26 protein-coding genes are annotated in these 22181 nt (G+C 59.2%); 16 read left to right on the plus strand and 10 right to left on the minus strand.

Features of this window, described 5'->3' with window-relative positions; translation table 11 throughout:
• Positions 1 to 24 precede the first annotated feature (24 nt).
• The 3 genes from ED661_RS18005 to ED661_RS18015 all read left to right on the plus strand — a co-directional run bounded on the left by ED661_RS18005 (position 25) and on the right by ED661_RS18015 (position 2566).
• Complete coding sequence (locus tag ED661_RS18005; protein WP_122075695.1) at positions 25 to 1236, plus strand: NAD(P)/FAD-dependent oxidoreductase; 1212 nt, start codon at positions 25 to 27, stop codon at positions 1234 to 1236.
• Positions 1233 to 1793, plus strand: a complete 561-nt coding sequence (rsmD, locus tag ED661_RS18010; protein WP_122075697.1) for a 16S rRNA (guanine(966)-N(2))-methyltransferase RsmD — start codon at positions 1233 to 1235, stop codon at positions 1791 to 1793. Before ED661_RS18005 ends, rsmD begins: the two co-directional genes overlap by 4 nt.
• 110 nt (positions 1794 to 1903) lie before the next feature.
• Complete coding sequence (locus ED661_RS18015) at positions 1904 to 2566, plus strand: HAD family phosphatase (RefSeq protein WP_122075909.1); 663 nt, start codon at positions 1904 to 1906, stop codon at positions 2564 to 2566.
• A 79-nt stretch (positions 2567 to 2645) separates the two neighbouring features.
• On the opposite strand, the gene map is transcribed toward ED661_RS18015, so the two are convergent.
• A complete protein-coding gene (gene map, locus ED661_RS18020; protein ID WP_122075699.1) occupies positions 2646 to 3455 on the minus strand; it encodes a type I methionyl aminopeptidase in 810 nt (269 codons plus the stop codon).
• A gap of 106 nt (positions 3456 to 3561) precedes the next feature.
• Entirely contained in the window at positions 3562 to 4263 is a 702-nt protein-coding gene (gene sfsA, locus ED661_RS18025) for a DNA/RNA nuclease SfsA (RefSeq protein WP_122075701.1), read from the minus strand.
• 196 nt (positions 4264 to 4459) lie between these two features.
• Between sfsA and ED661_RS18030 the strand changes: the two genes are divergently transcribed.
• The 4 genes from ED661_RS18030 to ED661_RS18045 are packed head-to-tail and all read left to right on the plus strand — an operon-like array spanning position 4460 to position 7487.
• Positions 4460 to 5182 (plus strand): molybdopterin-binding protein, encoded by a 723-nt coding sequence (locus ED661_RS18030; protein WP_122075703.1) that lies wholly within the window; start codon positions 4460 to 4462, stop codon positions 5180 to 5182.
• Positions 5179 to 5919 (plus strand): GNAT family N-acetyltransferase, encoded by a 741-nt coding sequence (locus ED661_RS18035; protein ID WP_122075704.1) that lies wholly within the window; start codon positions 5179 to 5181, stop codon positions 5917 to 5919. Before ED661_RS18030 ends, ED661_RS18035 begins: the two co-directional genes overlap by 4 nt.
• Positions 5920 to 5925: 6 nt before the next feature.
• Positions 5926 to 6498 carry a peroxidase-related enzyme gene (locus ED661_RS18040; protein WP_122075706.1) on the plus strand — a complete coding sequence of 191 codons (573 nt, stop codon included), beginning with the start codon at positions 5926 to 5928 and terminating at the stop codon, positions 6496 to 6498.
• Complete coding sequence (locus ED661_RS18045; RefSeq protein ID WP_122075708.1) at positions 6495 to 7487, plus strand: OmpA family protein; 993 nt, start codon at positions 6495 to 6497, stop codon at positions 7485 to 7487. Before ED661_RS18040 ends, ED661_RS18045 begins: the two co-directional genes overlap by 4 nt.
• Positions 7488 to 7596: 109 nt before the next feature.
• Here ED661_RS18045 and ED661_RS18050 read toward each other — a convergent pair whose 3' ends face one another.
• Together ED661_RS18050 and ED661_RS18055 are read right to left on the minus strand one after the other, a co-directional pair.
• On the minus strand, positions 7597 to 8514 hold the full coding sequence (locus ED661_RS18050) for a LysR family transcriptional regulator (RefSeq protein WP_122075710.1): 918 nt from the start codon (positions 8512 to 8514) through the stop codon (positions 7597 to 7599).
• 145 nt (positions 8515 to 8659) lie between these two features.
• Complete coding sequence (locus ED661_RS18055) at positions 8660 to 9577, minus strand: AEC family transporter (protein WP_122075712.1); 918 nt, start codon at positions 9575 to 9577, stop codon at positions 8660 to 8662.
• A 202-nt stretch (positions 9578 to 9779) separates the two neighbouring features.
• Between ED661_RS18055 and ED661_RS18060 the strand changes: the two genes are divergently transcribed.
• From ED661_RS18060 to ED661_RS18070, 3 genes are all read left to right on the plus strand, one after another.
• Positions 9780 to 10235 (plus strand): DUF4399 domain-containing protein, encoded by a 456-nt coding sequence (locus tag ED661_RS18060; RefSeq protein ID WP_122075714.1) that lies wholly within the window; start codon positions 9780 to 9782, stop codon positions 10233 to 10235.
• Between the two features lie 147 nt (positions 10236 to 10382).
• Positions 10383 to 10718, plus strand: coding sequence for an NIPSNAP family protein (locus ED661_RS18065; protein WP_122075911.1), 336 nt, complete (start codon positions 10383 to 10385; stop codon positions 10716 to 10718).
• A complete protein-coding gene (locus ED661_RS18070; RefSeq protein WP_122075716.1) occupies positions 10715 to 11065 on the plus strand; it encodes an antibiotic biosynthesis monooxygenase in 351 nt (116 codons plus the stop codon). Before ED661_RS18065 ends, ED661_RS18070 begins: the two co-directional genes overlap by 4 nt.
• A gap of 178 nt (positions 11066 to 11243) precedes the next feature.
• On the opposite strand, the gene ED661_RS18075 is transcribed toward ED661_RS18070, so the two are convergent.
• Positions 11244 to 13271 carry an NADPH-dependent 2,4-dienoyl-CoA reductase gene (locus ED661_RS18075; RefSeq protein ID WP_122075718.1) on the minus strand — a complete coding sequence of 676 codons (2028 nt, stop codon included), beginning with the start codon at positions 13269 to 13271 and terminating at the stop codon, positions 11244 to 11246.
• Between the two features lie 196 nt (positions 13272 to 13467).
• Here ED661_RS18075 and ED661_RS18080 point away from each other — a divergent pair, with 196 nt between their 5' ends.
• Positions 13468 to 13950 (plus strand): RNA pyrophosphohydrolase, encoded by a 483-nt coding sequence (locus tag ED661_RS18080; protein ID WP_122075720.1) that lies wholly within the window; start codon positions 13468 to 13470, stop codon positions 13948 to 13950.
• Between the two features lie 56 nt (positions 13951 to 14006).
• On the opposite strand, the gene ED661_RS18085 is transcribed toward ED661_RS18080, so the two are convergent.
• Positions 14007 to 14870: an EamA family transporter gene (locus ED661_RS18085; RefSeq protein ID WP_122075722.1), complete on the minus strand. Its 864-nt coding sequence runs from the start codon at positions 14868 to 14870 to the stop codon at positions 14007 to 14009.
• Between the two features lie 82 nt (positions 14871 to 14952).
• Here ED661_RS18085 and ED661_RS18090 point away from each other — a divergent pair, with 82 nt between their 5' ends.
• Positions 14953 to 15447, plus strand: a complete 495-nt coding sequence (locus ED661_RS18090; RefSeq protein WP_122075724.1) for a MarR family winged helix-turn-helix transcriptional regulator — start codon at positions 14953 to 14955, stop codon at positions 15445 to 15447.
• 140 nt (positions 15448 to 15587) lie between these two features.
• On the opposite strand, the gene ED661_RS18095 is transcribed toward ED661_RS18090, so the two are convergent.
• The 3 genes from ED661_RS18095 to ED661_RS18105 are packed head-to-tail and all read right to left on the minus strand — an operon-like array spanning position 15588 to position 18172.
• Positions 15588 to 16577: an adenosine kinase gene (locus tag ED661_RS18095; protein WP_122075726.1), complete on the minus strand. Its 990-nt coding sequence runs from the start codon at positions 16575 to 16577 to the stop codon at positions 15588 to 15590.
• On the minus strand, positions 16574 to 17218 hold the full coding sequence (gene nth / locus ED661_RS18100) for an endonuclease III (RefSeq protein WP_122075727.1): 645 nt from the start codon (positions 17216 to 17218) through the stop codon (positions 16574 to 16576). Before nth ends, ED661_RS18095 begins: the two co-directional genes overlap by 4 nt.
• A gap of 57 nt (positions 17219 to 17275) precedes the next feature.
• Positions 17276 to 18172, minus strand: coding sequence for a serine hydrolase (locus ED661_RS18105; RefSeq protein WP_162930177.1), 897 nt, complete (start codon positions 18170 to 18172; stop codon positions 17276 to 17278).
• 121 nt (positions 18173 to 18293) lie between these two features.
• Here ED661_RS18105 and ED661_RS18110 point away from each other — a divergent pair, with 121 nt between their 5' ends.
• Complete coding sequence (locus ED661_RS18110) at positions 18294 to 19169, plus strand: bifunctional helix-turn-helix domain-containing protein/methylated-DNA--[protein]-cysteine S-methyltransferase (RefSeq protein ID WP_122075731.1); 876 nt, start codon at positions 18294 to 18296, stop codon at positions 19167 to 19169.
• Here the strand turns inward: ED661_RS18110 and ED661_RS22005 are convergent.
• The gene (locus ED661_RS22005) at positions 19112 to 19558 is read right to left on the minus strand and encodes a hypothetical protein (RefSeq protein ID WP_216822464.1); all 447 of its coding nucleotides are present in this window, start codon (positions 19556 to 19558) and stop codon (positions 19112 to 19114) included. The genes ED661_RS18110 and ED661_RS22005 overlap by 58 nt on opposite strands.
• On the opposite strand from ED661_RS22005, the gene ED661_RS18115 reads away from it, so the two are divergent.
• The 3 genes from ED661_RS18115 to ED661_RS18125 all read left to right on the plus strand — a co-directional run bounded on the left by ED661_RS18115 (position 19557) and on the right by ED661_RS18125 (position 22033).
• Positions 19557 to 20246 carry a YafY family protein gene (locus tag ED661_RS18115; RefSeq protein WP_122075734.1) on the plus strand — a complete coding sequence of 230 codons (690 nt, stop codon included), beginning with the start codon at positions 19557 to 19559 and terminating at the stop codon, positions 20244 to 20246. The genes ED661_RS22005 and ED661_RS18115 overlap by 2 nt on opposite strands.
• A 173-nt stretch (positions 20247 to 20419) precedes the next feature.
• Positions 20420 to 21076, plus strand: coding sequence for an OmpA family protein (locus tag ED661_RS18120; RefSeq protein WP_122075736.1), 657 nt, complete (start codon positions 20420 to 20422; stop codon positions 21074 to 21076).
• A gap of 120 nt (positions 21077 to 21196) precedes the next feature.
• Complete coding sequence (locus ED661_RS18125; protein WP_122075738.1) at positions 21197 to 22033, plus strand: acyl dehydratase; 837 nt, start codon at positions 21197 to 21199, stop codon at positions 22031 to 22033.
• The last annotated feature ends 148 nt before the right edge of the window (positions 22034 to 22181 follow it).

Below are 22181 nucleotides of genomic sequence, written 5' to 3' on the forward strand. Positions count from 1 at the left end.
ATAGCGTGGGAGGCAAGGGTCCAAATGAGTCATATCATCGTGATTGGTGCAGGGCAGGCGGGTTCGTCCTTGGTGGCAAAACTGCGCAAAGATGGGTTTGATGGCGAAATCACCCTGATTGGGGCCGAAAAACACCTGCCATACCAGCGCCCACCGCTTTCCAAGGCCTATTTACTGGGCGAGATGGAGCTGGAGCGTTTGTTCCTGCGCCCGGAAAGCTTTTATGCGGACAATAAAATTACCCTGCGTCTTGGCACGGTGGTGACGGCGATTGATGCTGCAGCCAAGACGGTGAGTCTGGGCGAAGAGGTGCTTTCCTATGACCAGCTGGCCCTGACGACCGGGTCAGACCCACGCCACCTGCCTGCCGCTATCGGCGGTGATTTGGAGGGTGTTTTTGTGGTGCGGGGCCTCGGTGATGTGGATGCCATGGCGCCGCATGTGGTGACTGGCAAGCGCGCCCTGATTGTTGGTGGCGGCTATATCGGGCTGGAGGCCGCAGCGGTCTGCGCCAAGCGCGGGGTCGATGTCACTCTGGTCGAGATGGGGGAGCGCATCCTGCAGCGGGTCGCCGCCCCCGAAACATCTGATTATTTCCGTACCCTACACGGCGAACACGGGGTCACGATCCTGGAAGGCACCGGATTGCAGCGCTTGGAGGGCGAGGCAGGGCAGGTGGCCCGTGCCGTTCTGAGCGATGGTTCCAGTGTTGAGGTTGATTTTGTGGTGGTTGGAGTTGGCATCACCCCGGGCACCCAACTGGCCGAACTGGTGGGGCTGGAGCTGGAGAACGGTATCAAGACCGATGCTGAGGGGCGCACATCTGACCCTTCGATCTGGTCAGCGGGCGACTGCGCCTCCTTCCCCTACAAGGGCGGGCGCATTCGGTTGGAAAGCGTGCCCAACGCCATTGATCAGGCCGAAGTGGTGGCGCAGAACATGATGGGCGCGGGCAAGAGCTATGTGGCAACGCCCTGGTTCTGGTCGGATCAGTATGATGTGAAACTGCAAATCGCGGGGCTAAACACCGGGTTTGACAATGTGGTCACCCGCGCCGGAGAGGGGCGCACGACCTCCTTTTGGTACTACAAAGGGGAGCAACTGGTTGCGGTCGACGCAATGAATGATCCGCGCGCCTATATGGTGGGCAAACGCCTGATCGACATGGGTAAGACGGCGGATAAGTCGGTGGTTGCAGACCCTGCCGCAGACCTGAAGCCCCTGCTAAAAGCGTGAGGATCATCGCCGGAGATTTTCGGGGCCGCGCCTTGGCGGCCCTGGGCAAGGGGGATACAGGCGCGCATCTGCGTCCCACCACCGACCGGGTGCGCGAAAGTCTGTTCAACGTGCTGGCCCATCAGGTTGATTTTGACGGTATGCGGGTGCTGGATCTCTTTGCGGGAACCGGCGCATTGGGCCTTGAGGCCCTGTCGCGCGGCGCCGAGATCGTGACCTTTGTTGACGATGGTCGGGTCTCGCAGGGACTGATTGCCAAGAATATCGGTATTTGCCGAGCGGGCGATCGCGCCAACCTGATCCGACGTAATGCGTTGAAGCTCGGGGAAAACCCGCATCCCCCCTTTGATGTGGTGTTTCTTGATCCGCCCTATGGCAAGTCTTTGGGGGAAAAGGCATTGCAGGCGGCTGAGGCAGGCGGTTGGATCGCAGAGGATGCCTTGATCATCTGGGAAGAAAACGCAGCTATGTCCCCGCCTGAGGGCTATGAAGTCAGCGATGCGCGCAAATATGGCGATAGCCATATCACCCTGATGTTGCGCGGTGCTTCAGCCTGAAACAGGCGCCTCCCCAGACGCGCGGCTTTGTGCCGGTGCGGGATTTGCTTCCCTAAACCGACCGGGGCAGAGTGGCATTGAACTTTGCTGATTTGCACGGGGTTTTTGACATGCCTACGACCTTTCCAACGCCACGGCTGGTCATCTTTGATTGCGACGGGGTGCTGGTCGACAGCGAACCTGTCTCAAACCGGGTGATGGTCGAAAACCTGGCGCGAAACGGTTTGCCGATGACTGTTGAGCGCTCGATGGAGTTGTTTGTTGGCAGCACGATGTCGGGCGCTATGGCCAAGGCGATTGAGCTCGGCGCTGATTTGCATGAGGGCTGGGTGGATGAGATCTATGCTGAGACCTATGAGGCTTTGAAGGCGGGCGTGGCTCTGATGCCGGGGGTGATGGACCTGCTGGCGTTGCTGGATGCAAAACAGATCCCCTGCTGCGTGGCCTCCAACGGTAGCGAAGACAAGATGCGCATCACGCTGGGGCAAAATGGCCTGTGGCAGCGGTTCCACCCGACGGCGATGTTTTCAGCGCAGTCGCTGGGCGTTGCCAAACCGGATCCCGGCTTGTTTCTGGCCGCAGCCAGCCATTTTGGCGTACAGGCCCGCGATTGCCTGGTGTTCGAGGACAGCGCCACTGGGGTGCTGGCAGCAACGCGAGCCGGGATGCGTTGCCTTGGCTTTGCGCCGGGTGGTACTGGTGAGACCCTGACCGCGCAGGGAGCCGAGGTATTCAGCGATATGTCAGAGGTTCCTGCGCTAATCGGGTTGTGATCAAACACCTTGCTAAGACACCAAAGCCCCAACCAATGGTCGGGGCTTTGCGTCTATCACATCGTGGCGATTGGCCGGTTTAGCCGTAGGTTGGATGGAACTTTCCACCCGGCGACAGGGTGAAGATCTCACAGCCATCCGCAGTCACGCCGATGGAATGCTCAAACTGGGCCGACAGGGATTTGTCGCGGGTCACCGCGGTCCACTCATCTGCCAGGATCTTGGTCTCAGGGCGGCCCAGATTGATCATAGGCTCGATGGTGAAGAACATGCCCTCTTCCAGCTTTGGACCGGTGCCGGGGCGACCATAGTGCAGCACATTGGGCGGCGCGTGGAACACCAGCCCCAGCCCGTGGCCGCAAAAATCGCGCACCACGCTCATCCGCTGGCTTTCGGCGTAGGATTGGATGGCATGGCCAATGTCACCAAAGGTATTGCCGGGCTTTACCGCCTCGATCCCCTTCATCAGGCTGTCATGGGTGACCTGGATCAGACGTTCGGCCTTGCGGGGCAGTTTGCCGGCCACAAACATCCGCGAGGTATCGCCAAACCAGCCGTCAACGATGACAGTCACATCGATATTGAGGATATCGCCGTCTTTCAGCTTTTTGTCGCCGGGGATGCCATGGCAGACCACATGGTTCACCGAGATGCAGCTGGCGTGCTGATAGCCCTTGTAGCCAATGGTGGCCGATTTGGCGCCGGCCTCGTCGACCATATTGGTGATCAGGCGATCGATCTCTCCGGTGGTTTGCCCGGGAAAGACATGCGGTGCGATGTCATCCAGAATCTGTGCGGCCAGTTTCCCTGCCACATACATGCCGGCAAAATCACTGTCCTGGTAAATGCGAATGCCGTCTTTGGTGGTGCGGCCGTCTTTCGATCTCATCAAGCTGGGCTCCGTAGGCTTGTGTCTTGCTGCCTATGTAAGCGGATTTGGTTAAAAGAACCAGAGCCGCCGCCGTAAAACCGATGGGGACATCAGGTTGCAGCAATCAGCCCGCAGAGAGGCTGCGGCCGATGGTGATCTCCTGCGGGGAGATGCGGGTGTCATAGATCAGGCGTTCAACACCGCAATTCTGGGCCTTTTCAAAGGCTGAAGCATAGGCCGGGTCGATATCGGCGGCGAGGGCAAAGCGATCACAATCAGTGCGCTGAACCAGATAGAGCATCACGGCGCGATGCCCCTGAGCCGTCATGTTTGCCAGCTCGTTCAGATGTTTGGTGCCCCGGGCGGTGACACTGTCCGGGAACTCAGCCAGGCCCACTTGACGCGATAGGGTGACGCTTTTGACCTCAACATAACAATCCGGCAGCCCCTTTTGGGTGAGCAGGAAATCAATGCGGCTTTTTTCGCCGTATTTCACCTCCGCGCGGACGGATTTATAGGCGGCCAGCTCGGGGATTTGCCCTGCGATCAGGGCCGCCTTGAGCGCACGGTTTGGCACCGAGGTATCAACGCCGGTAAAATGACCATTGTCATGGGCGATCAACCGCCAGCCAAATTTCAGCTTTTTCTTTGGATCATCATTGGGTTCCAGCCAGACTGTCAGGCCGGGAGTTGCCAGCCCCATCATTGAGCCTGGATTGGCGCAATGGGCGGTGATCTCTCGACCATCCTCCAGGCGGCAATCGGCGAGGAAGCGTTTGTAACGGCGCAAAAGCGTGGCGCGGATCAGGGGCGTGGTGAATTGCATGGGGATTGGGTATCGCACTCAAGAGAGAAGTCAATCGGCAAGACTGAAAACCCCTATCAGGGGAGGTGTTTGCGCCGGATAACGCCAGAAACCTCGCGTGAGAGCGGACCTGAGACGGGATGCCCGCTTGCTCTCCATGCTGGAGCGGCTATCTTGCAGCAAAGAGCGCGTCGCCCGCCGCAACAGGAGAGAAAAGATGCCCAACCCCAGTGCCGCAATGTTGGTCATCGGTGATGAAATCCTGTCCGGGCGCACCCGCGATACCAACACGCATTTTCTGGCTGGCGAATTGACCAAACAGGGCATCGACCTGAAAGAAGTGCGGGTGGTCAGTGATGATGCGCCAGAGATTATAGCCGCCGTCAAGGCACTGAGTGCAGAGTTTGACCATGTCTTTACCAGTGGCGGCATCGGCCCCACCCATGATGATATTACCGCCGACTGCATTGCGCAGGCCTTTGATGCCCATCTGGATGTGCGCGCCGATGCCCGCGCAATCCTGGCAGCGCATTACGCCAATTCTGGACAAGAGCTGAACGCGGCCCGCCTGCGCATGGCGCGGATCCCTGAGGGTGCCAGCTTGATCGACAACCCGGTCTCATCAGCGCCGGGGTTTACCCTGGGCAATGTGCATGTAATGGCCGGGGTGCCGATGGTGTTTCAGGCCATGGTGGCGAGTGTGTTGCCGGGTTTGACGGGGGGGGAGCCTTTGCTGTCACAAAGCCTGCGCCTGATGCGCGGAGAGGGCGATATCGCGGCTTTTCTGTCGGATCTGGCCGCACGCCACAGTGATTTGTCGATCGGTTGCTATCCGTTTCAGCACAATGGCACCTATGGAGCCAATGTGGTGATCCGCGGCCATGATGGTGCAGGGGTAGATGCGGCAATGCGCGAGTTGGCACAGGAGATGGGGCTATGAACACGGGGGCCCCTCTGACAGATCCAAAATACTATGCGGTGGTCGAAGCCACCTGGCCAACAGCCGCCACACGCAGCCTGGGCCCGGTCACGCTACGCGAAGGCCAGGGCGGCGGCAGCCGGGTATCTGCCGCCAGTGTCGAAGGTGTGGCCTCTGAAGCTGAAATCGACGCTGCAGAACAGGCGATGCGGGCCCTGGGGCAGGATTGTCTTTTTATGATCCATGACGGGCAGGACGGGCTGGACGTACAGCTTGCCGCGCGGGGCTATGTGGTGAAGGACCCGGTCAATCTCTGGCTTTGCCCGATAGAAAAGCTGACAGATATCGAGATCCCCCGCGTCACGACTTTTGCCCTGTGGTCGCCACTGGAAATTCAACGTGAAATCTGGATTGCAGGCGGCATAGGCCCCGAACGTCAGGCCGTCATGGACCGGGTCACAGGCCCAAAGGCGGCTCTGCTGGGGCGCTATGACGACAAACCGGCAGGGGCTGGTTTTGTCGCGGTTCATGATGGCGTTGCCATGGTGCATGCACTGGAAATCCTGCCGCACCAGCGCCGCCACGGCATGGGGGCCTGGATGATGCGGCAGGCGGCCATTTGGGCGGCAGAAAATGGCGCCCATGAGATGGCGGTGCTCTGCACCAAAGAAAACGCTGGCGCAAACGGGTTATATGCCTCCTTGGGCATGACCAATAGCGGCCAATACCATTATCGATATTTGTCTTCAGGAGCTTAATTCATCATGACGGATCAAACACCACCAACCGCATTGGACCTGCCGCCACTGGACCCGCTGCCCGCCGGCATGCAGAAGTATTTTGACATCTGCCAGGAGAAGCTGGGCATGGTGCCCAATGTTTTGCGCGCCCATGCTTTTGATGAAAACAAGCTCAATACCTTTAGCGCGCTTTATAATGAGCTGATGCTGGGCGATAGCGCACTTAGCAAGCTGGAACGCGAGATGATCGCGGTGGTGGTTTCGGCTGTGAACAGCTGTTTTTACTGCCTGGCCTCCCACGGCGCTGCGGTGCGCCAGCTGTCGGGCGATCCAAAACTGGGGGAAATGCTGGTAATGAACTACCGGGCTGCGCCTCTGGATGCCCGTCAGCGCGCCATGCTGGATTTTGCTGTCAAAGTGACCAAGGCCAGCACCGAAGTCGAAGAGGGTGATCGCGAAGCCCTGCGCCAAGTTGGCTTTAGTGACCGTGATATCTGGGACATTGCCAATGTCACCGGGTTTTACAACATGTCCAATCGCGTGGCCTCGGCCACGGGCATGGTTCCCAACGACGAATACCACGCGCAGTTCAGATGAGGTTTGGCCCTGCCGTTTTGGCCCTTGGCGGCTGTTTGTCGCTGCTATTCTCCGTTGTTTCAGCCCAGGCTCAGACGGCGGAGGTCGCAGGGTTGCAGCTGCCAGAAGGGGCGGTATCGCGTTCTCAGCGTGAAACGGCACTGGGCACCTATGCGCTTCCGATTGGCGCCTTTAGCGAGACTGGAATTCCCCTCCGCCTGCAGGAGGGGCATATTCTGCGACGCACCTGGAGCCTTCAAGGCGATGCAACTGTTTTGCAGGTCCTGGATGTGCTGCGACGCCAGCTGGTGGAGCAGGGGTATGAGATCCTGTTTCAGTGCGAATCTCGCCAATGTGGTGGTTTTGATTTCCGCTTCGGCATCGAGGTGGTCCCGGCGCCTGACATGGTTGTCAGCCTGCCTGACTATCATTTCCTGGCGGCACAAAAACCTGCGCTCTCTGCAGCAGAGACAACCGCTCAGCAGGCGGTTTCCCTGCTGGTGTCGCGCAGCGGTGCAGCGACCTATATTCAACTGATCGAGGTCACCCCCGACAAACAGGCGCCGCTGCCTCTTTCCACTGTTGAGGCGCATGAACCTGAACCCGAGCCTCTGACCGGGGCTGAAAACCCCGCGTTGGGGTTGGAAACCCTGTTGGAAAAACAGGGCCATGTGGTGCTTGACGGGGTGGAGTTTCGCACTGGCGCAGAGACACTCGGGCAGCAGGCGGTTGCCAGTTTGCAGGAGCTTGCAGATTTTTTGGACAAGACGCCCAAGGCTCAGCTGTTGATTGTTGGCCATACCGATAGCGTTGGCAGTCTTGAGGATAACACCTCCCTGTCGCTCCGGCGGGCTCAGGTGGTCAAAGAGACTCTGGTTTCGACCTATGGTGTCGCTGAGGGACGCATCGCAGTTGCCGGCGCCGGGTTTATGGCGCCGATTGCCAGCAATCTCAACGCTGCCGGGAGAGAGAGAAACCGCCGGGTTGAGGCGGTCATTCTGTCCAGATGACTGAGGGTGTTACCTGAAACGGTGTAATCGACACCGCGAAGGACAAAAACTGCCCCGCCTAAGCGAGAGCAGTTCTGAAAAGCTTTTGTCCGGGGCGTGAAAATGCCGGTCAGGCGATCTTGAGCCAGTCGTCGCTGTCTTTGCCGGCAAAGGAATGCGCCAGAAAATCGATAAAGGCCCGAACCTTGGGCTGGGTGAACTTGCCCGGAGGATAGACCGCATAGATACCCTGGGTTTCCATCGGCAGGTTGGGCATGACGTCTTCGACCAGCCCCTCCTCCATCGCTTCGGAATAAAGGTAGCTGGGCAGATAGGCGATGCCGAGACCCGAGATCGCGGCGTTGAGCAGCGATTGCCCATCGTTCACCGACAGCCAGCCTGTAGTGCGCACCTGACGTTTCTCGCCAGAGGGGGCAGTGATCTTCCAGACATTGCCGCTGGACTGGTTGGAGTAATGCAGCAGCTTATGGGTGTTCAAATCGTCGATCTTTTGCGGGCGACCATATTGTTCCAGATAACCGGGCGAGGCGATCATTCGTTTAGTGGTCTCGGTGAGTTTACGTGCCTTGAGCGAGCTGTCTTCCAGCTCACCAATGCGCAGGGCCATGTCGAAACCTTCTGAAATCAGTTCAACGTAGCGGTTGTTTAAGACCATGTTGACGGTGATATCCGGAAAGTCGCGGAGGAAATCCGACAGCACCGGCGACAGGTGGTTGACGCCAAAATCGGTTGCCACCGAAATCCTGAGCAGCCCGGAAGGCGCGGATTGCATCGAGGAAACCAGCGCGTCAGCCTCGCCTGCATCGTTCAGCACGCGGCGGGCGCGGTCATAATAGGCCAGGCCAATTTCTGTAGGCGACACGCGCCGGGTGGTGCGGTTCAGCAGCCGGGCGCCCAGGCGGGTTTCCAGGCTGGAGACATGTTTTGATACGGCGGATTTTGAAATCCCCATCTTCTTTGCCGCGTCGGTGAACCCGCCTTGGTCCACGACATTGGCAAAGGCCTCCATTTCGGTCAGTCGATCCATCAACAGGGTCCTCTCGTTGCCTTTTCTGGACCTGTGTTTGGCGTTGAATTCGGGCAAGAACGGGGCAGTGGTGGGATAATTGCAGGGTTTTCCTGAAATCGTCTCTCGGGTGGAAACGGTTGCACAATGCGTCTGATTTTGGGGTTTAGTTCAGGAAAACCAGCTTGGTAGCCAAGATCCACAGAGGCAGCGTAACTGCGGCCAAGAGAGTCGATTGTGCAATCAAGGTTGCCACCAGCCTGCGATCCGCACCAAAGCCCGAGGCCAGCACATGCGCGGCTGAGGCTGTAGGCAGGGCTGCAAACAGAATAAAGACAGCGCTACGCTGCCCGCTTTGCGGCAAAGCCAGGCACAGGATAAAAACAACTGCCGGAACCAGCACAAGCCGCACCAGACAAAGCGTGCCGTTGAAGTGATCCAACCGCGTCAGTGCACGCCAGTTCATCGTGGCGCCGATGGAGAGCAGGGCAATAGGAATGGCAGCTTTTGCCAACATCTCGGCTGGGGCAAGCAGGGGCGCCGGGATCTTGTAGCCGGAGATTCCAACAGCAACCCCGGCGACTGAGGCGATCAGAAACGGATTGCCGAGTACCTTTTTGAGGGTGGCCACAAAGGAGAGGCTGCCGCCGCGCGACAGGGCGGTGACGGCCAGAATATTGGCCACGGGGACGGCCATGCCCACGGCAATGGCCATTTGTCCCAACAGGGTCGGATCGAGGATTGGGATCGCCACAAAGGCAACCGCGGTGTTGAAGCGCCAGCTGGTTTGCCAGGCGCCGGCAAAATCAAGAAAACGATCAGGCCCGAAGCGGCGGGTCAGATATCCCAGCCCCAAGGCAAGCAGCATGATTGCCCAGACAACCGGGCCAATCCGCAAGAGTTCGATCGGCGCAATGGGTCGCCCGCAGGCCGCAAAGAACAACAGTGCCGGAAACAGAACTTCAAAGTTGAGCCTATCCAACCCCTGCCAGGCCTCGGGGCTGAGCCGGTTGCGAACCAGCCCGCCGATGGCAACCATCAGAAAGCTTGGCGTGAGACCCAATAGTATTGTGGCAAAGATCATCTGGACCTCAAAGAGCGCTGGTTCTCCTGCACCCTGATCTGTGTCTCGTGTTTGGGCAAGCAGATTTCGGCACCCGTTTTAGGTGGAAATTGAGGGTCGAGACAGGGTCAAAGCCTTCCAAGTAATCGTGAACGATCTGCCCTATGTTTTTGGAGCCAATCGGCTAAGCTGTTTGAGTGTATTTTGTTTGGGAGGAATGAGTATGAAATATTTTAGAACATTGGGTGCCGCAGTCTGCACCACGATCTGTCTGGCTGTGCCTCTCTGGGCGGGGGGCGAGACTACCTCTAACCCAGAGGCCAAGGTCTATATTGTCAATCTTGCAGATGGGGCAGAGGTTAGCTCGCCGGTTATGGTGGTCTTTGGCCTGTCGGGCATGGGGGTTGCGCCCGCCGGGACCGAGAAGGAAAACACTGGGCATCATCATCTGCTGATCGACCGCCCGCCATTGGGGCAGGGTGAGGACGGTGCAGATGAGCTATCCTATGGTATTCCGGCGGATGAGAACCACCTGCATTTTGGCGGTGGCCAGACCGAAGCCACTGTGGAGCTGGCGCCAGGCACACACACCCTGCAGCTGGTGATGGGGGATATGGGACATGTCCCGCATAGCACCCCGATCGTTTCGGATGTGATCACCATCACGGTGACCGAATAGTTGATAGCCTGTCTCCGCAGCCAGCTCCAAGCGCTGGCTGCGGAGAGATGGGACGACTCACGGAAACAGGGACGTTTCGACCCGGAGCGAAGTATCTTGTCCCTTGGCAGGGCTATGAACGGGGTCTCAAAAGGAAGGACCCCCATGATGCTTACCTGTATAATCCGCTACCAGATTGACCCGACAAAAACCGATGCCTTTCGCCAGTATGCGCAAACCTGGGGGCAGGCCATTCCGCGCAATGGTGCCGACCTGATTGGCTATTTTGCGCCGCATGAAGGATCTGCAACCCAGGCCTACGGGATATACAATATCCCCGACCTTGCCAGTTACGAGGCCTATCGCGCGCGGCTGGCTTCCGATCCATTGGGACAGGAAAACTACGCTTTTGCACAAAAGGAACGGTTTATCTTGCGAGAGGAGCGCAGCTTCTTGAAACTGGCGTCTTCGCCCCATGATGCCGTTACAGGAGAACGCAAGTGATAGCCGTCATCTTTGAAGTTGAGGTCGCCGAGGGGCAAAAAGCCAGTTATCTCGAGATTGCCAGCGCGCTGAAACCTTTGCTGGAACAGATTGACGGCTTTATCTCGGTGGAACGGTTCCAAAGCCTGAGCCAGCCAAACAAACTGCTCTCGCTGTCCTTTTTCCGGGACGAGCAGGCTGTGCAGGACTGGCGAAAACTGACGCAACATCGCGCCGCGCAGCAAAAAGGGCGGGGCGGGGTTTTCTCTGACTACCGTCTCAAGGTGGCAGAGGTGCTGCGGGATTATGGCATGCAGGACCGTGAAGAGGCCCCTGCAGATAGTCGGGTCGCAAATGCTAAGGATTGAAGCCGCAAAGGGGGTTCTCCCGCCCGTCGTTGGCTTTTGACAAAGCCGCCTCCCGTTGGGGTAGCGCCGCGCACGAAGTGCGCGGCGCTACCCCCAAGGTCGCACGGAAGGTGGCCTGGCCTTTGGCCAGGACATCTGCGGGCGCGGGAGGGCTTGCTTTGAGAGGCGCTTTGGCAGCCTAAAGAGTGGCAGCCAGTCGGGTCCCTTGGTTGATGGCGCGCTTTGCATCCAGTTCAGCGGCGACATCTGCGCCACCGATGACATGGCAGGACACGCCCTTGGCCTCTAGCGCGTCGGCCAGACTGCGGTCAGAGACCTGCCCGGCGCAGAGCACAAAGTTGTCCGCTGCAATGACGGTTGGCGTCTCACGTGCCTCTCCAAAGCTGACATGCAGTCCTTCGTCGTCGATGCGTTCATAGTTCACGCCGCCAACAAAATTCACGCCCTTCATCTTTAGCGTTGCCCGGTGAATCCAGCCAGTTGTCTTGCCCAGCCCCTTGCCATGAGCCTGTTTCTTGCGCTGCAGCAGTGTGACTTCACGCGCCGGGGCTTCGGGCTGTGGCCCTTCTGGCGCTAGGCCCGAGCGATGCTCTGCCGGGTCGGTGACCCCCCATTCCTTCATCCAGAGCGGCAGATCCTCGGTTGGGCTTTTGCCTTCATGCAGCAGGTATTCGCTGACATCAAAGCCGATGCCTCCGGCACCAATCACCGCAACACTTTTGCCGACAGGCTTTTTGTGGCGCAGCACGTCAATATAGCTGAGCACCTCGGGGCGGTCCTGCCCTGGGATTTCCGGATCACGCGGTGTGACGCCGGTTGCAATGATCACCTCGTCATAACCGGTCAGATCATCAGAGGAGACTTCGCGCCCCAGTTCCAGCGTGATGCCCGCCTCGACCACCATGGTGCGATACCAATCGACAAAGCCCCAGAATTCCTCTTTGCCAGGCACCTGCTTGGCCATGTTGAGCTGGCCACCGATCTCATCCGCCTTGTCAAAGACGGTGACCCGGTGCCCACGTTCAGCTGCCGCCAGTGCAGTCGACAGACCTGCGGGACCCGCACCAACAATGGCCACCGATTTCACCACATCTGCCTTACCCAGCACCAGCTCGGTCTCGTGGCAGGCCATTGGATTGACCAGGCAGGAGGTGAGCTTGCCGCCAAAGGTATGGTCCAGACAGGCCTGGTTGCAGCCGATACAGGGGGCGATCTGCGCGCCCTTGCCGGCCTTGGCCTTGGCCACAAAATGCGCATCCGCCAGCATCGGCCGCGCCATCGAGACCATATCGGCGCAGCCCGTGGCCAACACCTCTTCGCCCACCTCGGGCGTGTTGATCCGGTTGGAGGTGATCACCGGGATTGAGACCTTGCCCATCAGTTTCTTGGTCACCCAGGCAAAGGCCGCGCGGGGTACAGATGTGGCGATGGTTGGAATGCGGGCTTCGTGCCAGCCGATCCCGGTGTTGATGATTGTGGCGCCTGCCTTCTCGATCTCCTGCGCCAGCTGCACCACCTCTTCATGGGTAGAGCCATTAGGCACCAGATCAATCATCGACAGGCGGTAGATGATGATGAAATCCGTGCCGACGGCCTCGCGGGTGCGGCGCACCACTTCGATCGGCAGGCGCATGCGGTTCTCGTAGGAGCCGCCCCAGCGGTCGGTCCGCTTGTTGGTATGGGTGACCAAGAACTGGTTGAGGAAATAGCCCTCTGAGCCCATAATCTCGACCCCGTCATAGCCCGCTTGCTGCGCCAGAGCAGCGGCATTGACGATATCGGCGATTTGCTTCTCGATACCCTCTTCGTCCAGCTCGTTTGGCGGGAAGGGGGAGATCGGGGATTTCACCGGGCTGGGGGCGACGCATTTTGGCCCGTAGGAATAGCGACCCGCATGCAGGATCTGCATGGCGATCTTGCCGCTGGCTTCATGCACACGGTCAGTGACAATGCGATGGCTGGCGACTTCTTCATCTGTTGTCATCATCGAGGCGCCGGGCAGGACTGAACCTTCGAGATTGGGACCAATACCACCAGTGACCATCAAGCCCACATCGCCGCGCGCCCGTTCGGCATAAAACTCGGCCACCCGGTTCCAGTCTTTGGTCTCTTCCAACCCGGTGTGCATCGAGCCCATCAGCACGCGGTTCTTCAATGTGGTAAATCCGAGATCCAGCGGGGCCAGCAGATTTGGGTACGCAGTCATGATACTCTCCCTTGACGTTAACGTCACAATGCCCTGCTTGGCGGAGGTTTGTCACCGTGAAACGCGGCGTCACCCCCTTGTCTGTCCTCACGGCACAGGGTCTAAGGGAGAGGACAGAGCAGGGCATCAAGGTGATGCCGTTCCTTGTCGCGCCAGCCCCCTTTGGCTGTGGTGCCAATGCCCCGAGGAGATCAAGATGACGCCTGAAGAAATTGCAAAGCTGCCCTATCGTCCCAATGTGGGCATCATGCTAGTGAATGCGGCCAACCATGTCTTTGTGGCGCAGCGCAAGGATCGGTTTCAGGATGCCTGGCAGATGCCGCAGGGCGGTATTGATCGCGGTGAAGACGCCCGGCTTGCTGCATTGCGAGAGCTGGAAGAAGAAACCGGGGTGACGCGGGACTTGGTTGAAATCATTGCCGAAAGCGATGGCTGGCTGCCCTATGATCTGCCGCATGACGTGGTGCCCAAATTCTGGGGCGGCAAGTATCGCGGTCAGGAACAGAAATGGTACTTGATGCGCTTCCTTGGTCGCGATGACCAGGTCAATATCGAGACTGAGCATCCCGAGTTCTCAGCCTGGTGCTGGCAGCCGGTGGATCAGCTGGTGGAAAAGATTGTCCCCTTCAAGCGTGAGGTCTATGCCCGCGTGGTGCAAGAGTTCGACGCCCACTTTTGAGAGTACAAGCAGCAGTACAGGCCTGGCGCCAGAGCACAGGCCTGTTTCAAACACTGTTACGCGGGAGATCTGCGTTTCAGGCTCAGGTTGGTTTGCCCTAACCAAAGACTGAACAAGGCAAGGCCGGCACCGACAAGTTGCGTGAGCGTCAGGTCTTCCGAGAGGATGCTCCAGCCCAAGATAACCGCAGTGAGGGGGCTTAATACGCCCAGCAATGACACCTTTGCTGGCTCAATTCGGGCAAGCCCGCGAAACCACAGGATATAGGTCAGGGCGCCGCCGATCAGGCTCATATAGGCGAGGCCGATGAGGTTGGCTCCTCTGAGCGCAGAGATGTCCCCCAGGCTTGGAGCGGCAAAGGGGATCAAGAGCAACCCGCCAGCGGTCAGTTGCCAGGCGGTAAAGGTGAGGGGCGGCACCGGGGGCTGCCATTTGCGGCTCAAAACAACCCCGGCCGCCATGGATGCGGCGCCTCCAATCCCGGCCAATACGCCCCAGAGGTCAAGCCTTGCTGCCGGGGTGAGCACCAACAGGGCGACGCCAAATATGCTGAGCGCTGCAGCCATCAGAGCTGAGGGGCGGATTGGCGTTTGCAGCGCATAGGCTGAGAAGAACACCACCAAGAGCGGCTGCGCCGCCCCAAGGGTCGCCGCCACCCCACCGGGCAGGCGGTAGGCCGAAACAAAGAGCAGGGTCCAGAACAAGGAGAAATTGAGCGTCGCCAGCACCAGCAGTTTTGGCACCCAGGTAAGCGGTGGCAGCTGGCGGGTCAGCAACAGCAGAATCAACCCGGCAGGCAGGGCGCGTAAAAGCGCTACCAATAACGGCGATTGGCCCGGGAGCAGGCTGGTTGTGACGATATAGCTGCTGCCCCAGATGGCAGGGGCAAGTGCTGTATAGAACAGGTCCAAACGTGTCATGTCCGAGTCTCCTAAAGTATCTCGACGTGAAGATAATTGTGTTTATCTTGACATCAAGATAAATTTCGCACAGGTCATGTGCATGGATCACGTAGACTTTATTACCGCGCAATGGGCCCGCGAGCGGCCTGACCTGGATGTCAGTGCCATGGGGGTCATTGGTCGTGTGGCCCGGCTCTATCTCTCTTATCAGGAGGGCATGCAGGCCACTTTCTCGCGTTTTGGATTGAATGCGGCCAAGTTTGATGTGCTGGCGACCCTGCGCCGCGCAGGAGCGCCCTATCGCTTGTCACCGGGGGCGCTGTTGCAGGCAACCATGGTGGCCTCTGGGACCATGACCAACCGGATTTCCCGCCTTGAGGCAGAGGGTTTGGTGCTGCGCCAGATCAATCCTGAGGATAGCCGAAGCTTTTTGATTGAACTCAGCGCCGAGGGGCTGGCTCTGATTGATCGGGTGGTGGAAGGCCATGTTGCGACGCAGGCGCAGCTGCTTGCCGCGATGCCAGACGCAGAACGCACAGCCTTCAAGACCCTGTTGTCACGGGCACAGGCCGCAGCGGATCAGGCTGTAGGCTAAGACGCAACAATGGAACAGGGTGCGGGCGCGCGGGGTGGCTTTGCCACCTCGCGCCGGGCCCAACGGGAGTTCTCTTGCCAGTGGCAAGAGCTGCGACGGGCGGGAGAACCCGCCTGCCACAATGCGTATCAAGCGTTGGCTTAGAGCAGGCCAGCCTCACGGAGCAGGTCTTGCATGTTTACCTCAGGGCGTGGACCAATATGGCTGATGACCTCAGCCGCGCAGATATTGCCGATCTTGGCGCAGGTCTCCAGATCACAACCCTTTGCCAGACCAAAAAGGAACCCGGCGGCAAATTGATCGCCCGCACCTGTTGCATCCACGGGCACCACCTTGGTGACCGGCACGTCGATCCGGGTGCCATTCCCAATCACGGTGACCCCATCGCCAGAGCGGGTGCAGACCACCAGCGGACAGATGGCGCTGGTCTTGGCCAGGCCCACTTCCAGATCATCAGTCTCAAACAGCGATTTGATTTCATCCTCATTGCCGATGACAAAATCCAGATCGTTTTCAATCAACGACAAGAAATCCGCCCGGTGCCTCTCGACACAGAAGGGGTCCGAGATGGCGATGCCGGATTTGCCACCACCTTTGCGGCAATCACGCGCCGCTTCCATAAAAGCGGATTTGCCCTTGTCCTTGTCAAACAGATAGCCTTCCAGGAACATGATCTGGGCGCTGCCGGCCACCTCATTTGGCACATCAGCGCTGCTCAGTTCGGAGGAAATACCAAGATAGGTGTTCATCGAGCGCTCACCGTCGGGCGAGACAAAGATCATTGACCGCGAGGTCGGCAACTCGCCGCCAGCGACCGGCGGATTGACAAAATCAACACCGTCTTCGTTCATAGCATCGGCATAGAAATGGCCAAGCGCATCATCATGCACCCGGCCGATAAAGGCCGCGTCCAGACCCAGCGCACCGGCGCCGGCGATGGTATTGGCGACCGAGCCACCGGGGGTTTGCACCCGGTTTTCCATAGCGCCATACAACACTTCGCCACGATCCCGCTCGATCAGTTGCATGATACCTTTCTCAATGCCCATATGGGCCAGAAAGCTGTCATCGCTCTGCGAGATCACGTCGACAACCGCATTGCCGATGCCAACGATTTGGTAGGTTTTCATAAGTTCTTGTCCTCATATTGACAGAGATCGCGGATCAGGCAGGTGCCACACAGCGGCTTGCGCGCCTTGCAGTGATAGCGGCCATGCAGGATCAGCCAATGATGTGCATGTTGCTGGAAATCCGCAGGAATATTGTCTTCAACGGCGCGTTCCACCGCATCGACATCCTTGCCCGGTGCAATACCGGACCGGTTGCCAACCCGAAAGATATGGGTGTCGACGGCCTGGGCGGGCTGATGCCACCACATGTTCAACACCACATTGGCCGTCTTGCGCCCGACACCAGGCAGGGATTGCAGGGCCGCGCGGGAGTTTGGCACTTCGCCATCATAGTCATCGACCAGAATCTGGCTGAGTTTGATGACATTCTTGGCCTTTTGCCGGAACAGGCCGATGGTTTTGATATGTTCGGTGACGCCCTCGATACCAAGGTCCAGCATCTTTTGCGGTGTATCGGCGATCTTGAACAGCGCCCGCGTTGCCTTGTTCACCCCGGCATCAGTGGCCTGCGCCGACAGGGCAACTGCCACCACCAGGGTGTAGACATTGACATGCTCCAGTTCGCCCTTGGGTTCTGGTTCTGCTGCCTGAAACCGCGAGAAGATCTCGCGGATGGTATGATAATCGAGTTGCTTTGCCATTGCCGGTCTTATTGCCGTTTTGTCCAAGGTGCTGCAACGACAAAGCGCCAGTGCGGTTTACAAGGGCTTTCCAGCTTGTTCTTTGGCCACAGCTGCGGCCACTTCGACCGCGGTAAATTCTGCTGGGGTCTCGTCGCCGCCCTGGACAAAGGCCGCAACGATTGGTTGGCCGGGCAGTTCTGGAAAGGCGGCCACCAGATTGGCGCTGATGGGGCCACAGCCGCTGTGGCCAATGATCCGTCCGGCATCTGGTGCGGCGCCAATCATGATACCCAGCCCATAGCCGATCTCGCTCCAGACCCGGCCAGGGATCGGCCCACCTCGCATGTCTTGCAACAGCATCGCCTTGCGGGCCTCTGTGGGCAGAAGGTCGCCATGCAGCAAGGCCTGCAAAAGGCGGGTGGCATCCTGCGCGGTGCCCATCAGGCAACCGTGATACACCCAACCGGGGTGGTAGCCCGCTGCGGGCCAATGCAGCAGTGCAAAATCCTCGGCGTCCTGCGCCAATCGCGCTGATAGCCCCAGCGGGGTGAGGATTTCGGCCTGCATGATCTGAGCCAGGCCCGCGCCGTGGAGGTGCTCCAGCTTTTGTCGCAGGATCAGATAGCCGCTGTTGGAGTAGTTCCAGCTCGCGCCCGGTGCAAAATCCAGCCGATCGGAATTCACTTCCCGCAAGAGGCGTGCTGGTGACCAAGGGGGCTCTGCAGCACGGACAGCGGATTTGTAACTGGCAAGCCCGCCGTATTCCGGGACGCCTGCACGGTGTTGCAGCAGATGCCGCAGCGAATAGGGCCGCCCATGCAGCGGCGCGTCCAGATCCCAGGCGCCGTTGGCGGCGGCTCGAAGAACCAGCGCTGCCAGCACCGGCTTGGTAAAGCTCCACCAGGGGAACAGGGCAGTGGGCAGATCATCCCGCAGCAGTTGGCCTGCTTGGTTCAACACAGCAATTGTCATCAGGGGGCGCTCCTCTCGTGGCCCAGTCATGCAGGGATGAAACGCATTTCGCAAGTTTCGGGTCGCTGCGCAGGCCTGGGCCGCGCTATGATCGACAGGTAAGACAGATACAGGTGCGATCATGACAATTCACCAAGAACCGAGTGAGCAAAACTATCATTACGGCGTGATGCGCCGCGCCATCGAGCTGATCGATGCAGGTGGCGATGATCTGTCCCTGGAGAAATTGGCTGGGCGCATGGACATGAGTCCGGCACATTTCCAACGCCTGTTTTCTGCCTGGGTTGGGGTGTCCCCCAAACGTTATCAACAGTATCTGCGGCTCGGCCATGCGAAGACTCTGCTGCGGGATCGGTTTTCCACCCTTGAAACCGCCCATGCGATTGGCCTGTCCGGGTCAGGACGGCTGCATGATCTCTTTGTGCGCTGGGAGGCGATGAGCCCCGGTGAATACGCCCGTAAGGGCGCGGGACTGGAAATTCTCTGGGGCTGGTTTGACAGCCCCTTTGGTTTGGCCCTGGTGATGGGCACGCAGAAAGGCATCTGTGGCCTGGGCTTTGCGGCTGAAACCGGCGCCGAGCCAACCATGGCGGATATGCGCAGCAGATGGCCTCAGGCGGAGTTCATCGAGGACCCAATGGCGCTGCGCCCTCTGGTCGATGCAGCCTTTGCCCAAAAGGGGGAAACCGCGCTGCATTTGATTGGTGCACCGCTGCAGATCAAGGTTTGGGAGGCGCTGCTCTCCATTCCCGATGGGCATGTGACCAGCTATTCGGAAATTGCCAGATCCATCGGCTCGCCCAAGGCGGTACGGGCCGTTGGCACGGCTGTTGGCCGCAATCCGGTCAGCTGGTTGATCCCCTGTCACCGGGCGCTGAAGAAATCCGGTGAACTGGGGGGGTATCACTGGGGGCAACCCGTTAAGCGGGCCATGCTCGCCTATGAGGCCGCCCGCTCTGAAGAACTGCAGCCCGAGCCGGACAGGCAATCCGCCTGAGCCTCAGATGCACAGGAGGATTGGCCGCTCCCATGGCTATCCCGGCCTGTAACGCGGTGAAACAGTTGCAGGATCACGCTGCGCCGACCTGTAAGAGGGGCTGTCTGGAGGCTGTGATCTTGCCGCGATGCAGCCATGGCGAGGTGGCGCTGCCGCGCCGCTTCAAGCTCGATCAGATACGCGGGTTTATGGGCGCCGGTCCTTGACACTGCCATCGGGTGGTCTTGCTGCCAACGGTCCAGACCCAGCGTGACCAAAGTGATCCAATCATAAGAGTACATCTGACGTTCCTTTTCTGGTTTCTGGTTGAAACTGACACCTCTCTGCTGACAGGCTGCTGTCAGCAGGGTGTGGTAATCTGTCAGCAGGAATGGGGAGGCAAAACGCATGGCGCGGTCGGACAGATTGTTTGAGATCATTCAGATCTTGCGGGCGGCTTCGGCGCCGGTTCGGGCCGAAGACCTGGCGGAGACCCTCGAAGTGTCAAAGCGGACCGTCTACCGTGATATTGCTGCCCTGCAGATGATGCGCACCCCGGTCGAGGGTGAGGCGGGTATCGGCTATGTTCTGCGCGGGGGCTATGATCTGCCGCCGCTGAACTTTGACACCGAGGAAATCGAGGCCCTGCATATCGGGTTGGCAATGCTGGTGCGCACCGGTGATACTGAGCTGCAGCAGGCGGCTCGGCGGGGCAGTCGCAAGATCAAGGATGTTCATGCCGCAGCGGACTGGTTGCAGGTGGCCCCCTGGGGGGCTCCGCCGGATGACCCGACCGAGGGCTGTGTCTCGGTGGCGCTGTTACGTCAGGCGGTGCGGGCATCGCGTAAGCTCAGGATTACCTATAGCAGCAACAGCCAGGTAGAAAGCCAGCGAGTCCTGCGTCCCCTGGGTCTGATCTATCACGTTGAAACCATCCTGCTGGTTGCCTGGTGCGAATTGCGCGGCGGGTTTCGTCATTTTCGTACCGGCCAGATCCTTGCCGCAGAACTGCTGGAAGACAGTTTTAATGCGGAAGCGCAGGTGCTGCGCAATCTCTGGCTGCAACAGGAGGGGTCCACTTATGTGTACTGCGCGTGAACGCGCTGATCTGGGTCTTCCTGAGCGGTTGTTTTGTCGGCTACGTTGCCAGGTGCTTTGCGCAGCATTCCGCCGAGACCACTCCCCGCAAGCTTGAGCCGGGTGCAACAAAGGCAGATATATAGGGCAACCGGTGCGATAAAAGCATCTGCAGAGCAGAAAAAGGTGTCGATATGACCATTTTGAAAATCTCCAGCGTGGGCCTTTTGGCCGCTACCCTAGGGCTGACCGCCTGTACTGACACAGATGCTCTGCGTCAGCCGGGAGAAAAAGAACGCAATGGCCTGATTGCGGGCGCAATTGTCGGGGCCGGGCTGGCGGGTCTGTCGAACTCCAGCAACAAAGGTACCGCTGTTGTTGCCGGTGCTGCTGCCGGCGCCCTGCTGGGCGGGGTCATTGGCAACCAGTTGGATAAACAAGAGGCCGAACTGCGTCAGAGCCTGTCCAACAATGGTATCACCATCGTCAACACCGGAGATCGACTGATTGTGTCCCTGCCCAATGATCTGACCTTTGCCAGTGGCAGTGCTGCGATTTCGCCATCGGTGGAGGCCGATCTGCGCCAGGTATCGCAAAGCATCGTGCGCTATCCCAACAGCTCGGTTCAGGTAATTGGCCATACCGATAGTGACGGCGATGCTAGCTACAACCAGACCCTGTCAGAACAGCGGGCAAATACAGTTGCCGATCAGGTGCAGGCGGGGGGCGTGCCCTATAACCGGCTGCAGACCTTTGGGCGTGGCGAATCCCAGCCTGTGGCAAGCAACCTGACCAGTGAGGGCAAGGCGCAGAACCGCCGGGTTGAAATCGTGATTGTTCCCACCGCCTGATGGGTTTGTGAGGGAGATCAACCAATACTGATGAGGGGCCACATTGCGATGTGGCCCTTTTTGTGTTTGGCGCTGCGTTTAGACAGTTGTGCTGGCGGTTGCAGGCCCTAGAGTTGCGCCATGACACAAAGCATCGATACCGCGTCGCCCAAAGACACCAAAGTGTTTCGCAGCACCGATATGATGGACCCGGCACGATCTGCGGCCCTGCAGGTGGCGCTTGGATTGCAGCCGAGCATGACTGCCGGGGCTGAACTGCCGCCGTTTTTCCATCAGCTCTATTTCTGGACACCTATGCCGCCGGACCAGCTGGGCCGTGACGGTCATCCGGGGTTGAGCAAAAGCGGCCTGATCCCGGACCTTGGCCTGCCCCGGCGTATGTGGGCGGGGGGCCGGTTGCAGTTTGAACATCCGCTGCAGGCGGGAGTGGAGGCGGAAAAACGCTCGGCTGTGGAACGCAGTGAGAGAAAATTGGGCCGCACCGGGCCTTTGGGGTTTGTCACCCTGCGCCATGACATTCACCAGCAGGGACGGTGCTGTTTGAGCGAATGGCACGATCTGGTCTACCGAGAGGACCCCGCGCCTGGGGCACCCAAGCCGGTGCCGCCCCGGGCCCGGGAGGATGAAGAGGTGGCGCGGCAGGTCAGTTTTAGTTCAACGCTGTTGTTTCGCTATTCAGCTCTGACCTTTAATGGCCATCGCATCCATTACGATCTGGACTATGCCCGCGAGGTAGAGGGCTATACCGGGTTGGTGGTGCATGGGCCACTTTTGGCGCAGCAGTTGATGCTTTTGGCCGAAGAACTGATGGGGCCACTGGCGGAATTCTCTTTCCGGGCTACCGCGCCCTTGATGCATTTTGAAGCGGCAAGCCTCTGTTGCAAGGGGCGCGACCTTTGGGTGCGCGCACCGGATGGACGCCAGTGCATGCAGGCGCAAGCTGTCCCTAGGGCCTGACTGATCTTCTGCGCAAGGCCCCACTAAGGAGCAGCTCCCGCGCCTTTTTGAGGACCAGCAGAGCTGGCCCTCAGAATAAGCCTTGGGCCCGGCGCCGCTGCGCGGCGCAACAGGTCTGCTTGGGAAGCGCTTGAGCGGCAGGTCTGCC

This window comes from Pseudophaeobacter sp. EL27, from assembly GCF_900313025.1.
GTDB lineage: Bacteria > Pseudomonadota > Alphaproteobacteria > Rhodobacterales > Rhodobacteraceae > Pseudophaeobacter.

Bases quoted from the DNA above. Each gene is read 5' to 3' on its own strand.
- ED661_RS18040 (WP_122075706.1), top strand. From the start codon at position 5,926: ATGACGGATCAAACACCACCAACCGCATTGGACCTGCCGCCACTGGAC.
- ED661_RS22005 (WP_216822464.1), bottom strand. From the start codon at position 19,558: ATGCGTTTTGCCTCCCCATTCCTGCTGACAGATTACCACACCCTGCTG.
- ED661_RS18035 (WP_122075704.1), top strand. From the start codon at position 5,179: ATGAACACGGGGGCCCCTCTGACAGATCCAAAATACTATGCGGTGGTC.
- ED661_RS18065 (WP_122075911.1), top strand. From the start codon at position 10,383: ATGCTTACCTGTATAATCCGCTACCAGATTGACCCGACAAAAACCGAT.
- ED661_RS18005 (WP_122075695.1), top strand. From the start codon at position 25: ATGAGTCATATCATCGTGATTGGTGCAGGGCAGGCGGGTTCGTCCTTG.
- ED661_RS18115 (WP_122075734.1), top strand. From the start codon at position 19,557: ATGGCGCGGTCGGACAGATTGTTTGAGATCATTCAGATCTTGCGGGCG.
- ED661_RS18080 (WP_122075720.1), top strand. From the start codon at position 13,468: ATGACGCCTGAAGAAATTGCAAAGCTGCCCTATCGTCCCAATGTGGGC.
- ED661_RS18055 (WP_122075712.1), bottom strand. From the start codon at position 9,577: ATGATCTTTGCCACAATACTATTGGGTCTCACGCCAAGCTTTCTGATG.
- ED661_RS18085 (WP_122075722.1), bottom strand. From the start codon at position 14,870: ATGACACGTTTGGACCTGTTCTATACAGCACTTGCCCCTGCCATCTGG.
- ED661_RS18050 (WP_122075710.1), bottom strand. From the start codon at position 8,514: ATGGATCGACTGACCGAAATGGAGGCCTTTGCCAATGTCGTGGACCAA.
- ED661_RS18095 (WP_122075726.1), bottom strand. From the start codon at position 16,577: ATGAAAACCTACCAAATCGTTGGCATCGGCAATGCGGTTGTCGACGTG.
- ED661_RS18105 (WP_162930177.1), bottom strand. From the start codon at position 18,172: ATGACAATTGCTGTGTTGAACCAAGCAGGCCAACTGCTGCGGGATGAT.
- ED661_RS18075 (WP_122075718.1), bottom strand. From the start codon at position 13,271: ATGACTGCGTACCCAAATCTGCTGGCCCCGCTGGATCTCGGATTTACC.
- map (WP_122075699.1), bottom strand. From the start codon at position 3,455: ATGAGATCGAAAGACGGCCGCACCACCAAAGACGGCATTCGCATTTAC.
- ED661_RS18090 (WP_122075724.1), top strand. From the start codon at position 14,953: ATGGATCACGTAGACTTTATTACCGCGCAATGGGCCCGCGAGCGGCCT.
- ED661_RS18015 (WP_122075909.1), top strand. From the start codon at position 1,904: ATGCCTACGACCTTTCCAACGCCACGGCTGGTCATCTTTGATTGCGAC.
- sfsA (WP_122075701.1), bottom strand. From the start codon at position 4,263: ATGCAATTCACCACGCCCCTGATCCGCGCCACGCTTTTGCGCCGTTAC.
- ED661_RS18110 (WP_122075731.1), top strand. From the start codon at position 18,294: ATGACAATTCACCAAGAACCGAGTGAGCAAAACTATCATTACGGCGTG.
- ED661_RS18045 (WP_122075708.1), top strand. From the start codon at position 6,495: ATGAGGTTTGGCCCTGCCGTTTTGGCCCTTGGCGGCTGTTTGTCGCTG.
- ED661_RS18060 (WP_122075714.1), top strand. From the start codon at position 9,780: ATGAAATATTTTAGAACATTGGGTGCCGCAGTCTGCACCACGATCTGT.
- nth (WP_122075727.1), bottom strand. From the start codon at position 17,218: ATGGCAAAGCAACTCGATTATCATACCATCCGCGAGATCTTCTCGCGG.
- ED661_RS18125 (WP_122075738.1), top strand. From the start codon at position 21,197: ATGACACAAAGCATCGATACCGCGTCGCCCAAAGACACCAAAGTGTTT.
- ED661_RS18120 (WP_122075736.1), top strand. From the start codon at position 20,420: ATGACCATTTTGAAAATCTCCAGCGTGGGCCTTTTGGCCGCTACCCTA.
- ED661_RS18030 (WP_122075703.1), top strand. From the start codon at position 4,460: ATGCCCAACCCCAGTGCCGCAATGTTGGTCATCGGTGATGAAATCCTG.